Origin of the sequence: Streptomyces phaeofaciens, from assembly GCF_014648915.1 — a bacterium.
Classification (GTDB): domain Bacteria; phylum Actinomycetota; class Actinomycetes; order Streptomycetales; family Streptomycetaceae; genus Streptomyces; species Streptomyces phaeofaciens.
This window is the reverse complement of record NZ_BMSA01000001.1, coordinates 709,486-724,205: the sequence shown is the minus strand read 5'-3', so window position 1 is coordinate 724,205 and position 14,720 is coordinate 709,486. Positions and strand designations below refer to the sequence as shown.

The following is a 14,720-nucleotide window of genomic DNA, read 5'->3' as shown; positions in this document are numbered from 1 at the left end:
GGAGTGCGCGATGGGAATCTACGAGGATGTCTTCCGCTCCAGCACCGAAGCCCCGGAGACCTTCTGGCTGAAGGCGGCGGAGGGCATCGACTGGGATGTCGCTCCACGGCGGGCCCTGGACTCCTCGGGCGCGCCCTTCTACCACTGGTTCCCCGACGGGCGGCTGAACGTCTGTTTCAACGCGATCGACCGGCACATCGAAGCCGGCCGGGGCGAGCAGCCCGCCCTCATCCATGACTCCCCCGTGACCGGCACCCGGCGCACCTACACCTACACGCAGCTCAGGGACGAGGTCGCGGCGTTCGCCGGGGCGCTCGCGGGCCTCGGCGTGGGGCGCGGCGACCGGGTGGTCGTCTACATGCCGATGGTCCCCGAGGCCGCGATCGCGATGCTGGCCTGCGCACGCATCGGCGCGGTCCACTCGGTCGTCTTCGGCGGGTTCGCCCCGCACGAACTCGCGGTCCGTATCGACGACGCCGCCCCCAAGGTGGTCGTCTCCGCCTCCTGCGGCATCGAGGGCAAGCGCGTCATCGCGTACAAGCCGCTGCTCGACCGGGCGATCGAACTCGCCGCCCACCGGCCGGAGAAGCGGGTGATCCTGCAACGCCCCCAGGAACGGGCCGAGTTGGGGCCCGACGATCTCGACTGGGCGGACCTGGTCGCCGCCGCGTCACCGGCCGGCTGTGTCCCCGTCCCCGCCACGGACCCGCTCTACATCCTCTACACGTCCGGAACGACCGGGAAGCCCAAGGGTGTCGTGCGTGACTGCGGCGGTTACGCGGTGGCCCTGCACTGGTCGATGGGCGCCGTGTACGACGTGGGTCCGGGCGAGACGATGTTCACCGGCTCCGATGTCGGCTGGGTCGTCGGGCACTCGTACATCGTCTACGGGCCGCTGCTGGCCGGGGCGACGACGGTCCTCTACGAGGGCAAGCCGGTCGGCACACCGGACGCGGGCCAGTTCTGGCGGGTCGCCGCCGAGTACCGGGTCAAGACCATGTTCACGGCGCCCACCGCCTTCAGGGCCATCCGGAAGGAGGACCCGAAGGGCTCGCTCACCGCGGACCACGACCTGTCCGGCCTGCGCTATCTCTTCCTCGCGGGCGAGCGCCTCGACCCCGAGACCTACCAGTGGGCGAGCGCTCTCCTGGACATCCCGGTGATCGACCACTGGTGGCAGACCGAGACCGGCTGGCCCATCGTCGCCAACCCGGTCGGTATCGAGGCGGCACCGGTCAAACCCGGCTCCCCCACCCGCCCGCTGCCGGGCTGGGACGTCCGTGTCTTCGACGCCTCGGGCGAGCCGGTGCCCGCGGGCGTCGACGGTGCGATCGTCGTCAGGCTCCCCCTGCCGCCCGGCGCGCTGCCCACCCTCTGGAACGACGACGACCGCTATGTCGAGTCGTATCTCTCCGCCTACGACGGCTACTACCTCACCGGCGACAGCGGACACATCGACGACGACGGCTACGTGTTCGTCATGGGCCGCACCGACGACGTCATCAACGTCGCCGGGCACCGGTTGTCCACCGGCAGCATGGAGGAGACCCTGGCCGCCCACCCCGATGTCGCCGAATGCGCCGTCATCGGCGTCGCCGACGCCCTGAAGGGACAGGTACCGCGCGGGTTCGTGGTCCTGAAGGCGGGCACCGGCCGTGATCCGGGCGAGGTCGAGGCGGAACTGGTCCGGCTCGTGCGCGAGCGCATCGGGGCCGTCGCCTCGCTCAAGGACGTCGCGGTGGTGGCCGCCCTGCCGAAGACCCGCTCGGGAAAGATCCTGCGCAAGACGATGCGCGGCATCGCCGACGGGCACGACGAGCCGATCCCCTCCACGGTGGACGACCCCGGCGTCATCGAGGCCCTGCGGCCGGTTCTCCGCCGAGCGTCGGGCACGGCGGGCTGAGCGGAGCACCGCCCCGGGGCCGCGTCAGCCCTGAGGGGTGGGCACCGGGAAGAGCATGCAGCTGCTGGTGGCATGGGCGAGCAGGCGGTCCTTCGCATCGACCAACTGCGCCTGGGCGAGGGCGGTTTGACGACCCTGGTTGACGACCGTGCCGATGGCGCGCACCGGGCCCGTGTCCACGGTGATCCGCCGCAGGAACTTCACGGTCAGGTCGAGCGAGGTGTACGCCATGCCCTGCGGGAGGGTGGACTGGACGGCGCAGCCCGCCGCCGAGTCGAGCAGGGTGGCGAAGATACCGCCGTGCACGCTGCCGATCGGGTTGTAGTGCTCCTCGCCCGGCGTCAGGGTGAAGACCGCCCTGCCGGGCTCGACCTCGTCCAGGGTGAAGTCGAGGGTGTGGCTGACGGGCGGTCCCGGCAGCCGTCCGGCCCGCAGCTCGCGCAGGAAGTCGATGCCGGCCATGCGCCCGGCGGCCTCCGCCAGGATCTCGGGATCGTCCCATTGATACGTACGTGTTCGCCCCACGGCCCGGCGCCCTTCCCTCTGATCGTTTCCCTCTGACTTTTTCAAGTGAAGCTAGCCGTGTGCCCGTCTGACTGTCAATGGCGAAGCCAGGCGCTCTACGATGGCCGGATGGAGTGGCTCGAGGCGAGTACGGAGAACTGTCCCGTCCAGCGCACGCTCGACGTGATCGGGGACAGATGGACGTTGCTGATCCTGCGCGACGCCGTCAACGGGGTGCGCCGCTTCGACGACTTCCACCGCCACATCGGCCTGTCGGAGGCCGTCCTCAGCAACCGCCTCCGGAAGCTGACCTCGGCCGGCATCCTGCGGACCGTCCCCTACCAGGATCCGGGCAGCCGCTCCCGCAACGAGTACCGGCTGACCCGCAAGGGCTGGGACCTGTGGCCCGTCCTGATGGCACTGGGCCAGTGGGGCGAGGCGTACACCCTCGGCACCACGGGCCCCGTGCTGGACGTGCACCACACGGACTGCGGCGCCCCGGTCCGCGTCGTCGTCGAGTGCACCACGGAACACACCGCCCTCACCCCCCGGGACGTCACGGCCCGGCCGGGACCGGACGCCCGCCTCCGGTCCTGAGCCCGGCGGAAGGCCCGCGGCCCGCGCGACACCGAGGCGGCCCCGGCCCCGCCGTCGCGGGTCGAGGACACCCCGGGGACGCCGGCGCGTCGTAGAAGCGGGCCGCCGAGTTCTCGGGCATGGTCCGAGACCACGGGGCCCGGTCACCCCGGTGGACGACTCCTGCCCCGGGCGGCCCCGCGGACGCGTCGCACCTCTCCCCCGCCCGGCTCTCCCTCCGAACACGTCGCGTCACGGTTGAAACCCCCCGTGCTCGACCCATCGGGGCCGGTCTCCCGCCCGCCCCGGATCCGCCCCCGAGCGCCCCGGCGGGCATATTGCCCCGGTACGGGAATTCCGCGACTGTAAGTCCCGGTACCCGCCTCGGAGAACAGCGCCCCTGAGTGCCGACCGTCATCCGCGATCGTCCTTGCCGGCCCGGCTCGCCCCTCCGCGATCCAGTCGCCCGGCAACGTCACCCTGCGTAAGGAAGTCGATGTCCGCACCGAGTGATGCCGCCCTGTCCGAGATCGCCGTCCGGCTGCTGGACGGGTTCGCCGTGCAGCGCGGCGCCCGTACCGTCGCCCTGCCGCCGAGCGGGCAGCGGCTCGTCGCCTTTCTCGCGCTGCGGATCGGCGCCAGTCGATCCGTGGCCGCGGCCACGCTGTGGCCACAGGCCTCCGAGGAGAGGTCGGGGGCCAGCCTGAGGACCGCCGTGTGGCGGGTGAACCGGGCCGTACCGGGTCTGGTGGTGGCCCAGGGCATACACGTCCGCCTGGCGCGGGAGACGTTCGTCGACAACCGGGAGTTCACCGCCCGCATCCGGCGCGTCCTCCAGCCGCCCGACGGCCGGCAGCCGCAGGTCCCGGACGACGACGGCTACGCCTGGCTGCTCAACGGCGACCTGCTGCCCGGGTGGTACGACGACTGGGTGCTGCTCGACCAGGAGCGCACCCGTCAACTCCGGCTGCACGCCCTGGAGGCGGGGGCCTACCGGATGGCCGCGAAGGGGCGGCACGCCGGGGCGATGGACCTGGCCTTCGAGGCCGTGCGTCTCGAACCCCTGCGGGAGAGCGCCAGCAGGGCGGTCATCGCGGTGCACCTGTCGGAGGGGAACACCGTCGACGCCGTCCGGCACTACGAGTGGTTCCGCAACCTGCTCGGCACGGAACTGGGCGTGCCCCCTTCCGAGCAACTGACGGCGCTCGCCGGACGGCGGGTCGCGGCCGGTCGCCGGCCGGGGGCGGCCACGCATCGGTGACGGCGCCGGGCCGGTCACGGCGCCTCCGTGGCCACCGCAAGGCGACCGGCGGCAGCACGCTCACCGAGGGTGCCCCCGAGGGGCCATCAGGGGGGCCACCGGGCCGTGTCGAGGGGCCGGTGCGGGCGCGGTTCGCCATGCTGGGCCGGGAACGGCACCCTTCCCAGCGACGAGGAGCACGGCATGCCGAAGGACGCGGTCGAACGATTCCTGACGGCTCTGGACCCCGAGCACCGGGATGCCGTCGGTGCCCGGCCCCGCGAGGAACAGGAGCGGCTCGCCGCGGCCTGGGAACGCGAACTGGAGACGGACACCGCACTCGACACCCTCGACGAGCTGTCCCCGCCGGCCGCCGAGGCCGAGGCGGCCCGCCGCGTCCTGGAGGGTGAATCCGGCCAGGACGGGCCCTGGACGCGCTGATCACCCTCGACAGAAAAGCCCCGGGACCGGTGGTGAAGGGCGCACAAAAGGCGCACATTTGTACGGAAAGATACGGAATATCCCCTGAGCGGATTTTCGCCAGTATGGTGGGCGGGCGGCTGAGCGGACGGCGCACCGGTACCGGGGAGGTCCGGGTGTGCCGCCCGTCCGCCTGCCGCTGTTCGGAGACTTCGGGCAGCCGAGCTGTTGTCGGGCTGCCCTATGTGCCCAGGGGGGCAGAACCATGCGGGTGCTCGCGGAGAGATACGAACTGGCCGAGGCGGTCGGGCGCGGCGGAATGGGGGAGGTCTGGCGCGCCACGGACCGGGAGCTGGGCCGCACGGTCGCGGTGAAGGTGCTGCCGCCGGAACTCACCCGGCACGAGGAGTTCCGGATCCGGTTCCGCCGGGAGGCGCGCACCGTCGCCTCGCTCAACCACCGCAACGTCGCGGTGCTGCACGACGTCGGCGAGGACACCACGGACGGCGAGACGACGCCGTTCCTGGTCATGGAGTTCATCGAGGGACGCACCCTGACCGATGTGCTGGCCGACGGCCCGTTCACGGTCGAACGGGCGTTGGCGGTCGGCAGGGACGTCGCCGACGCGCTCGCCCACAGCCATGCGCAGGGCCTCATCCACCGCGACATCAAGCCCTCCAACGTCATGCTGACCTCCGAGGGCGGCATCAAGGTCCTCGACTTCGGGATCGCCAAGGTCGTCGCGGAGACCACCACCCGCCTCACCGCCACGGGAATGACGGTGGGCACGCCCGCCTACCTCTCCCCCGAGCAGCTCACCGGGAAGCCGGTGGACGGCCGCTCCGACCAGTACTCCACGGGCTGCCTGCTGTACGAACTGCTCACCGGGCGCCCGCCGTTCGTCGGCGACTCCCCCTTCGCGGTGATGCACCAGCACATCAGCCAGGAGCCGGTCGCCCCGTCCCGGCTGCGCCCGCAGATCCCGGCCGTGGTGGACGACCTCGTGCTGCGGGCGCTGGCGAAGGAGCGCGAGCAGCGGTGGGGCAGCGCGGCGGAGCTGCGGGACGCGCTGGCGACGACCCTCGCCGCGCTGAGCGCTCCGGCGGCCGCTCCCGCCGCCACCCCGGCCGGCGCCCCGGCCCCGGTCACGCCGCCCGCGCCCGGCGTACCGCCCGCCCGCGCGGCAGTCGAGCCCACGCCGGGCCCCGGGCACACGGCGCTGGCCCAGCAGGAGACGCGCACCGCGCCGACACCGCCCCGGCCCGTCGTCCCGCCACCTGCCAAGCCGGTCGACGCGGCCGGTCCCGGTGCCACCGGCGACAGCCGGACACCGCCGCCGCCCGGGGCCGCACCCGCGAGCGGCGACGCCCGGCCGGGCCGGCGGCGCTTCGCGCTGTCCACCGGCAGGATGGTCGCCCTGCTGGGCATCGTCGTCTCCGGGGTGGTCAGCCTCGGCTACCAGGACGCCTACGAGGACTCCTCCGACGCCTACATCGGTGTGTGGGTGGTGACCGCCGTGCTCGGGCTCGCCCTGTTCCGCTGGCTTCCCCTCACCTCGACCCTCCTGTGGTGGGGGGCCGGGGCCCTGGTCATCGCGAGCGTCGCGATCGGCGGCGCGGTCGACGACTACGACTACGACTACGTGTCGGAGTCCGACTTCGGCACCCTCTACCACTACGACTCCACCTACGGCGACTACTACGAGCTGGAGTCCGACAGCTCCGGCTACCGGCTCTTCGAGGACGACTACAGCGGGGGGTACACGCCCGCGTCGGCCGAGGTCGACTACGACTACACGGCGCACGACAACATCGAGATCCTCGCCGCTCCGGTGCTGGCGCTCGGCGCGCTCTGCCTGGTCCGGGCGCTGAGCCGCCGGCGTCTCTCGCCGCTCGCCGCGGCCTGCGGCCTGACCCTGGGCGGCCTGGGCGTCGGCTGGCTGGCCTTCGGCTCCGGGGACCAGGTCGGCACGTTCTCGATCGGCTGGGGCGTGGTCGTACTGATCGCCGTCGTCCAGGAGATCCGCGCCCGCCGGAACGCCCCGTCCCGCGCCCGCCGCCGCCTCCGGTTCGTCACGGCCGAGTAGCGGACGTCCGCGCACGGAACGGTCGTCCACCGAGGCGCCCGGTGTCTCTGTGTCTCTGTGTCCCGGTGTCGTCAGGTCTCCGGGTCCTCGGGCCTCGGGGACTCGTCAGGCCTCGGGGTCCTGGCCGGCCCCGGGGCGCTGCGCCACTTCGCGGTGCTGGACGGCGACTTGGTTCTGGCCTGGTGCAGCCGGCCGCGCAGCGCGATGGTGACGAACTCGCGCAGCTCGGCGTTGTCGGGACCCCGACCTCCCGCGCAGACCACATGGAAGTAGTACTTCCATGTGGTCGCCACGGAGTAGGCGATCGCCGCGACGAGGGGCGGCTGGATCAGCAGCGCCACCCACACGCTCATCGTGGGGACGGCCTTCAGCAGTGCCGTTCCGCCCCACATGGCACCCGCGACCGCCGCGATGCCCTCCGCCATCGCGATCCCGGCGGTGCGCAGCACCTGCCAGCTGATCTCGACGTCGTACGCCTTGGCCATCTGCTGGCCCATGCGGGCGAAGGTGGCCCCGACCATGATCGCGTCCATCGGCGGCGGCAGGAGGTTGGCCGCTCCGGCACCGATGCTGAAGCGCCTTCCGATCCGGTCGGCTCTGCGGTCCGACTCCTTGAGGCGACGGTCCGCGTCCGTGATCCACAGGTGCAGGCGGTCCCAGTTCCAGGCCAGCGACTCGTGGACCAGTTCGGCGACCTCCTCGCCCTTCTCGTTGCGGTCGAGGCACAGCAACCGCTCGTCCGCCAACCGCTGGACGAGTGCCCAGTCGCCGGGGCGCACCTCGCGTTCCAGGAGCGGACGACGGGTGTCCGCCGACCCCTCGGCCAGGCCGACCAGTTGCAGCAGCACCCTGCGCGCGCTGCGGGCCTCCTGGCCGGTGAGGTGGTCGTACATGGTGTCGGCGTAGCGCGTGAGTGCGCCGCCGACACCACCGAGCCGGTGATACGCCGACCAGGTCAGGGTCCGGTCCTCCTGCTGTTCCCACAGCAGGAGCAGGAGGAACTCGAGCAGCGGCAGGGCGCCGCCTCGGCCCCTCAGGTCGGTGAGGATGCGGTCCACCAGGCCGGGCTCGAAGGCGACCGCGTGGGCCGCGGCGGGCCGTTCGAGGGCCTGCCGCAGCGCCTCGTCGTTCAGGGGGTCGAGCCGGACGGCGTTCGATCCCAGGAGCAGTCCGAGCGCTTTCGACCTGCCGACGGCCTCCTGCTCGCGGTCGGCACGCAACGCCAGCAGTACCGTCACCGGTCGGTGCGCGCCGCCGCCCCGGCGTGCGGCCTCGGCGACGATCTCGATGAAGCCGTCCCGCACCGCCGCGTCCCGGCACAGCGTGAGCAGTTCCTCGAACTGGTCGACGACGAGCAGCAGTCGTCGCCGTCCCGACTGCTGGAGGAGCTGGTGCGCGAGATCGGCGAAGGACTGCTCGCGCAGCGCCGCGACGACCTCCGAAGGGGTCTTCGTCCAGCGGGCGGCGTCCGGATGGGCCTCCATCGCGTTGGCGACGGCGAACGACAGGCTCGCGATCGGATCACGACCTGGCCGCATCCGCAGCGGGAGCCAGGAGCCGTTCGCCCGCACGGCCGGCAGTACCCCGGCGGCCAGCACCGACGACTTGCCCGTGCCGGACGGCGAGACGAGCGCGGTGACGGGAAACTCCTCGGCCCGCCGCACCAGTCGGTGGACGATGTCCTCGCGGCCGTGGAAGTGGGCCGCGCTGCCCTCGTCGAAGGCGCTGAGGCCGCGGTACGGGCAGGGAGGAACGGAGCGCGCCTGAAGGACCTCGGACCAGGCCTCGACGAGCAGGGCTGCCGGGATCGCGTAGGCGATGCGGTCCCGGTCCTCGCGGTCCGCGGCCACGACCATGCCGGTCGCTGCGCCCAGGTCGTCGTTCCACAGCGGGCTTCCGCTGTAGCCCTGCCGGACCCGGGCTCCGGTCCGGTGCTCGGCCTCGATCTGGAGCCAGTCGCCGTCGACCAGGTCACGGACGCGGCCGGTCGCGTACTCGCCGTGATCGCGGCCGGTGGGAAAGCCCGCCGTCCGGAACCGCCGGCCCCAGGGGGACTCGGCCATGCTGAGCCGCGCGGGTACGGCGCCGGCCGGCGGGTCCTCCTCCAGGACGAGCCCCATGACATCGAGGCCGCGCAGCCGGGCGGAACCCAGCCGCCGCAACCGGGCGCGGAGCGGCGGCCCCGGGACGTCCAGGAAGGGGAAGTCGATCTGTACGGGGGCGGTCGGTACGGGGTCGGTCCGTATCGGGTCGGCCGGTACCGGGCCGGTCGCTACCGGGCCCGTCGCTACCGGCTCAGTCGGCGATGGGTCGGCCGGTGCGGGGGCGGCCGATGCCGGAGCAGCCGATGCCGGGGCCGGGCGTGCGGAAGGGCCGGACCCCGGGCGCGGCGGGCCACCGGCCCTCCCCGTGGCCGCTCTCAGCGCCACGTGTTCGCAGGTGATGACGTGGCGGGCGCCCACCAGGAAGCCGGCCCCGACCACGCGGCCGTTCGCGTCCCACACCCGGACGATCGACGATCTGATGTCACTCATGCTGGTCGCTCGACCGCCAGGTCAGGCTGATGCTCATGTTGGCGGTCGCCGCAGTCTTCGCGACGACCACCCCGGCCTCGGCGGCCAGTTGGACGGCGAACTGGACCGTCACCTCCTGCGGCGGCTGGGACAGCTCGCGGACGCGGGTGACGGCGGTCCGGGCCGCGTCGCGCACCGCGTCCATCGCCGACTCGAACGATTCGGTGCCACGCGCCAGCAGGTCCGCCGCCCGGCCCGCTTCCACGACGGCGTCCGCGCCGTCGACCTGGACCAGGAGCGGGCGAGGACCCGTGGTGTGGACTTCGACGAACTCCACGTCGTTCCGCCTTCCTCAGTCGTCGTTGCCGCGCTGCGCGGGCGGCGCGTAGCCGCGCAGTGCGCGATCGGCCGCCTTCTGGTCACGCTTGTCCTTCATCTCGCGGATGTGATCGCGCAGGCCTCCGCGGAAGGTGGCCTGCCCGTCCTCGGAACGCATCTCGTACTCGCCGCTCCGCAGGATCCGTTCGTAGTCCCCGTGCCGCACCCACCGGTCCAGCTCCGAGGCCCGCAATACGAGGATGGGGTGACTTCCCGAGGGCATCAGATGCTTGTAGACACGATTGCGCCAGCCGGTCGCGTCGAGTTCGAACTCGGCCGCCTGCTGGAGGAACTCCGCGGGGTTCATCTCCTCGGCGCGTGCGCCCACGACCAGTTTCATCAGCGCGCGGACGGCGACGTCCAGGTCCTGCGCCACCAGCAGTCCGGCCCGGTCGCAGGAGAGTTCCGACTTGCGCGTCCAGTCCTTGAGGGCCGCGTCGACGGCCTCCAGCGCGAGACCGGCCACCGGGAACGACGCCAGGCCGATGCTCGCGATGATGCGTGCCACCGTCTGGTAGAGGACGTGGCCGGACAGGACATGGCCCAGTTCATGGCCGAGGACGAAGCGGATCTCGTCCTCGTTCATCACGTCCACGAGTTCGGAACTCAGCACGAGAAAGGGCCGGTCCATTCCGACGGCGAAGGCGTTCACCTCCCCCATCGAGCGCACATACAGCTCCGGGGTTTCCGGGAGGTCGAGGACGCCGGCGGCCTCTTCCTTGAGCCCGTGCAGCCTAGGGAACTGGCGGGGGCCGACGCGTACGGCGGACGTGAGGTGCTGCATGCGGACGACGGGCTCGCCCACGGCCCCGTGCACCTTCTTCAGCAGCAGGTCGAATCCCCTGGCGCGCTTCATGGCGATCAACGCCGTGAGGGCCGCCGGGTGTTCGTAGGTCCGGAAGGAAACGCCGGGGAAGGACACCCGTGAACCTTCCCCGTTCGCCCCGGGCAGCCTCTGCCGGTCATTCCTCATCTACGGCCGTACTCCTCTTCTTCCGGGCAGGTGTGCGGTGCGTTCCCCGGGCGTGCGTGCGGACGGCGGAAGAGACGGAAACCGCGCAGGGAATTGAGCGGCCGAATACGGGGACCGCACGTGAATGCCTCGATCATCACCGAGCTTCTGTCAGATTATCTTCGGAATTGTGATGTCCGGCCGAATTCCCCCGAAGCGGTCAGGACCGATAAGAAATCGGACAGTTCCGCCATGTGTACGGTGCGATCGCGTCGCATGCGGACGGCCACCGCTCACCCCTGCCACGGCACAAGGGACGCCGCCGTCCGTCGACGGACCCGGAGAACCGGTGGCCCCGGGCCGCCCCGCCGCCAGCCGCTCCCCGGGCGTAGGCTTCGCTCAGCACAGACACGGCCGGGGGGCGGAGCACATGACGGCTGAGACAGCACAACGGTGGGGATCGACCCTCGATTCGGTCGTGGTGTACGCGCAGGGCGCCCTGTGCCGCCGCGTGGCCCGGGGCAGCGTCCCGCCGGACGGCCGGGTGCGGGTGAGCGGACTGCCCCGCTCCATGGACCCGGGATCCCTGCGGGCGCGTGTCACGAGCACCGCGGGGGTGCGCGTCACCGAGGCCCGGGTGGAGGTCGAGGCCGAACCGCTCGGCACGTCCGTGCCCGACACCCTGCGGCACGAGGTGGAGCGGCTGACCGACGCGTGCGCGGCGGCGCGCGGGCGCCGGGACCGGCAGTCGGGCCTGATCAAGGAGGTCGGGGCGCTGCGCCCGGTCCCGCCGGCCCGCAGACGGGACGACCCGCACCGCCGCACCCCGGTCGACGCCTGGCTGGAGCTCGCCGAGTTCGTCGACGCGCGGCTGGAGCGGCTGCACACCCGTCTCGTCGAGCTGGAGGAGGCACTGAGCCGCGCCGAGCACGCGCTCTCGGTCGCCGAGGACCGGCTCGCCCGCGCCTCCACCGACGCACCGCAGGCCCACCTGACGGCCACGGTCTCGGCGGTCCTGACCCTCGACGGCACGGGCGACGCGGAGGTGGAGCTGGAGTACGGGGTGCCGGGCGCCGTCTGGGTGCCGACCTACCGTCTCACCCACCGTCAGGGCGAGAGCGGTGGACGCCTGGTGCTGCGTGCCTCGGTCGCCCAGCGCACCGGGGAGGACTGGACGGGCGTGCGCATCGCCCTGGCGACCGCCGATCTGCGCCGCCGCACCGATCTGCCGAGGCTGCGCTCGATCCGGATCGGACGCCGTCAGCCCGCCCCCACGCCGTCCGGCTGGCGCGAGCCCCCGGCGGGTCTGGCCGACCTGTTCGCCGGCTACGGCGCGGCGGGCCCGCGCCCGCGCCCCGCCACGGGCGCCGTGCCCGTGGCGGTCGGTGCCGGCTCGGCTCCGGTCGCGGGCGGGCCCGTGTACGGTCCCGGATCCGGTGGGGACGGGGCCGCGTACGGTCCCGTACCGCCACCGCCACCGCCCATGCCCCAGGCGTACGGAGCGGCGCCCGTCCTGCCCCAGCCCGGCGGCGTACATCCGGAGGCCTTCGGCGGTGCGGCGCGCGATCGCGCGGCGCCCGCCCGGCCCGGCGGCAGGCCGCGGACCGGCGGCATGCCCCTCGCGGCCCCCGCCGCCCTGGCACCGGCGGCCCCCGGCCGGGCCGCGCCGCCCCCGCCGCCGGCACCCGCGGCCTCCGCCGGGGCCGCACCGCCCGCACCGCCCGTCGGTCCGCCGCGGCCGAGCGGCGCCGAACTCGACTACAGCGCGCTCGTCCTGAGCGGTCCGGACGAGCAGGACGGTCGCCGGGGCCGGCTGTTTCCCGACACCCCCTTCGACCCGGTGGCGGCCGAGCACCGCCGGCGCGCCGAAGCGGTGGCGACGCTGCCGCTGCCCGGACACGCCGTGCGGCCCCGCGAGTCGGCCGGTTCCTTCGACCACCGTTTCGACGCCGTCGCCCGCGCCGACATTCCCTCGGACGGCACCTGGCACACCGTCACCGTCGGCGAGATCCCGGTCGGCCTGCGGACCGAGTACCTCTGCGTGCCGTCCGTGGAGCAGACCGTGTACGCGACCCTGGTGCTCTCCAACTCCACCGGCCAGGCGCTGCTGGCCGGCCCGGTGGAGGTGACCGTCGGCGACGACTTCCTGCTGACGACCGCACTGCCCACGCTCGCCCCCGGCGGTGTGCGCCGGGTCGGGCTCGGGCCGGCCGAGGGCATCCGGGTCACCCGGCGGACGAACCTGCACGAGTCGACGTCGGGGATGCGCAACAGCACCACCGTGCTCGACCACCGCGTCCACGTCGAGCTGGCCAACGGGCTCGCCGGGCCCGTCACCGTCGAGGTCCACGAGCGGGTCCCGGTCACCTCCGACGCCGACGTCCGGATCACGGAACGCGCCGACTGGACAGCGCCCCCGGACGACACGGAACCGGAGCACCACGCACCCGGCACCCGCCTGTGGCGGGTGGACCTGCCCGCCGGCGGCACCACCGCCCTCGACGGCGGCTACGAGATCCGTATCCCGTCCGCCAAGACCCTGGTCGGCGGCAACCGCAGGAGCTGACACACCTCATGTCCACGGCACCGGAGCCGATTCCCCTCCCCGTCACCGCCGTCACCTGCCTGGAGGACCGCGCCCACGTCGAGCGCACCGCCGTGCTCGACCTGGAGGCCGGCGTCCAGCGGCTGCGCCTCGGGCCGGTCAGCGCGCTGGCCGTCGACCGCACCCTGCACGCCGAGCTGACCGCCGAGGGCCCGGCGGCCGTACTCGATGTGCGGATCGTCCGCAGCTGGACGCCGCGCGGGCCGCGGCCCGCCGCCGACGACTCCGCCCTGCGGCACCGCGCGCATGCCCTCGACGAGGAGCGGCTCGCCCTGGGCCGACGGCGCGACCGGCTGCACGCCCGCCTCGACGCGCTCGGCCGGCTCTGCGCCGATCTGCTGAGGGAGATCGCGGAGGGCGCCGGTTCCGGAGAGTCCGAAGGGGACCGCTGGACGGGCGAGCTGGACCGGGTGGACGACGAGCGCGACGCGTACGCCGAGCAACTGCGCACCGTGGACGCCCGGCTGACCGCCGTCGACGCCGAACTCGGCGAGGTCGAGCGGGCCATGGACCTCGCCGAGGAGGAACCCGCCGAACTGGTCGGCCACATCGAGCTGACCGTGGAGGCCGCGGCCGCCGGACCGGCCGGGCTGCGCCTGAGCCATCTCACCCCGTGCGCGCTGTGGCGGCCCGCCTACCGGGCCGTGCTCGACGGGGACTCCCTCACCCTGGAGACGGAGGCGACGGTCTGGCAGCGCACGGGCGAGGACTGGTCCGGTGTACGGCTGACGCTGTCGACGGCCCGCTCGGCGCTCGCCACCGAGCCGCCCCGGCTGGGCGAGGACCGGCTGGCACTCCAGGACCGTACCGCCGCGGAGCGCCGCAGCGTCGACGTCGAGCTGCGCGAGGAGGAGATCGCGGACCTCGGGCCGGCCCCGGTGCCGGGTCTGCCGGGGGTGGACGACGGCGGCGAGGTACGGGTGCTGCACTCCCCCGCACCGGTCTCGGTGCCCTCGGACGGCCGCGCCCACCGCGTGCCGCTCTCCGTCTTCACCACGCCCGCGGGCATCGAGTACGCCTGCACCCCCGAGCTGTCGCCGCTGGTCACCCAGGTGGTGCGGTTCGAGAACCGGTCCGGCCACGCCCTGCTCGCCGGACCGGTCGACCTCGTCCGCGGCAGCGGTTTCACCGGTCGCGGCACCCTGGACTTCACCGCCCCGGGCGCTCCCGTCGAACTCGCCTACGGCAGCCGGGACGACCACCGGGTCGTCCGGCACACCGAGGAGTCCCGCGAGACCACCGGCCTCACCCAGAAGACCGTGCTCACCCGCACCGTCCGGCTCCACCTGTCCCGGTTCTCCGCCCCCGGCGAGCAGGACGAACGGGTGATCGTCCTGCGGGAACGGATTCCGGTCTCCGAGGTCTCGGCGGTGGAGGTCCGTCTGAGCAAGGAGTACTGCTCCCCGGCCCCGGACACGGTCGACGCCGACGGCATCGCCCGCTGGAATCTCGCCCTGCCGGCCGGCGGCCGGCGCACCGTCACCCTGGTCTACGAGGTGTCGGCGGGTGCCAAGGTCTCCGGGATCTGAGCCCGGCCGAACCG

The 14,720-nt window shown here is 73.2% G+C and carries 11 protein-coding genes; 7 read left to right on the top strand and 4 right to left on the bottom strand.

Annotated features, from left to right (window positions below):
- The first annotated feature begins 10 nt into the window (after nt 1-10).
- The gene (locus IE275_RS02970) at nt 11-1,903 is read left to right on the top strand and encodes an AMP-binding protein (RefSeq protein WP_189707106.1); all 1,893 of its coding nucleotides are present in this window, start codon (nt 11-13) and stop codon (nt 1,901-1,903) included.
- Between the two features lie 24 nt (nt 1,904-1,927).
- Here IE275_RS02970 and IE275_RS02965 read toward each other — a convergent pair whose 3' ends face one another.
- A complete protein-coding gene (locus IE275_RS02965) occupies nt 1,928-2,428 on the bottom strand; it encodes a PaaI family thioesterase (protein WP_189707104.1) in 501 nt (166 codons plus the stop codon).
- A gap of 108 nt (nt 2,429-2,536) precedes the next feature.
- On the opposite strand from IE275_RS02965, the gene IE275_RS02960 reads away from it, so the two are divergent.
- The 4 genes from IE275_RS02960 (at nt 2,537) to IE275_RS02945 (ending at nt 6,729) form a co-directional block, all read left to right on the top strand.
- The gene (locus IE275_RS02960) at nt 2,537-3,004 is read left to right on the top strand and encodes a winged helix-turn-helix transcriptional regulator (protein ID WP_189707102.1); all 468 of its coding nucleotides are present in this window, start codon (nt 2,537-2,539) and stop codon (nt 3,002-3,004) included.
- Nucleotides 3,005-3,479: 475 nt separating this feature from the next.
- Complete coding sequence (locus IE275_RS02955; RefSeq protein WP_189707100.1) at nt 3,480-4,244, top strand: AfsR/SARP family transcriptional regulator; 765 nt, start codon at nt 3,480-3,482, stop codon at nt 4,242-4,244.
- Between the two features lie 183 nt (nt 4,245-4,427).
- Complete coding sequence (locus tag IE275_RS02950; RefSeq protein ID WP_189707098.1) at nt 4,428-4,664, top strand: hypothetical protein; 237 nt, start codon at nt 4,428-4,430, stop codon at nt 4,662-4,664.
- A gap of 244 nt (nt 4,665-4,908) precedes the next feature.
- Complete coding sequence (locus tag IE275_RS02945; protein WP_189707096.1) at nt 4,909-6,729, top strand: protein kinase domain-containing protein; 1,821 nt, start codon at nt 4,909-4,911, stop codon at nt 6,727-6,729.
- A 71-nt stretch (nt 6,730-6,800) separates the two neighbouring features.
- On the opposite strand, the gene IE275_RS02940 is transcribed toward IE275_RS02945, so the two are convergent.
- From IE275_RS02940 to IE275_RS02930, 3 genes are read right to left on the bottom strand one after another with little or no spacing between them, the layout of a single operon-like run.
- Nucleotides 6,801-9,263 carry an nSTAND1 domain-containing NTPase gene (locus IE275_RS02940; protein WP_189707094.1) on the bottom strand — a complete coding sequence of 821 codons (2,463 nt, stop codon included), beginning with the start codon at nt 9,261-9,263 and terminating at the stop codon, nt 6,801-6,803.
- Nucleotides 9,256-9,579 carry a CU044_2847 family protein gene (locus IE275_RS02935; protein ID WP_189707092.1) on the bottom strand — a complete coding sequence of 108 codons (324 nt, stop codon included), beginning with the start codon at nt 9,577-9,579 and terminating at the stop codon, nt 9,256-9,258. The genes IE275_RS02940 and IE275_RS02935 overlap by 8 nt, the downstream gene beginning before the upstream one ends.
- A 15-nt stretch (nt 9,580-9,594) precedes the next feature.
- On the bottom strand, nt 9,595-10,542 hold the full coding sequence (locus tag IE275_RS02930; RefSeq protein ID WP_189707090.1) for a M48 family metallopeptidase: 948 nt from the start codon (nt 10,540-10,542) through the stop codon (nt 9,595-9,597).
- A gap of 460 nt (nt 10,543-11,002) precedes the next feature.
- Here IE275_RS02930 and IE275_RS02925 point away from each other — a divergent pair, with 460 nt between their 5' ends.
- Nucleotides 11,003-13,138: a DUF4139 domain-containing protein gene (locus IE275_RS02925; RefSeq protein ID WP_189707088.1), complete on the top strand. Its 2,136-nt coding sequence runs from the start codon at nt 11,003-11,005 to the stop codon at nt 13,136-13,138.
- Between the two features lie 8 nt (nt 13,139-13,146).
- Nucleotides 13,147-14,706 (top strand): mucoidy inhibitor MuiA family protein, encoded by a 1,560-nt coding sequence (locus IE275_RS02920; protein ID WP_189707086.1) that lies wholly within the window; start codon nt 13,147-13,149, stop codon nt 14,704-14,706.
- Nucleotides 14,707-14,720: the final 14 nt, after the last annotated feature.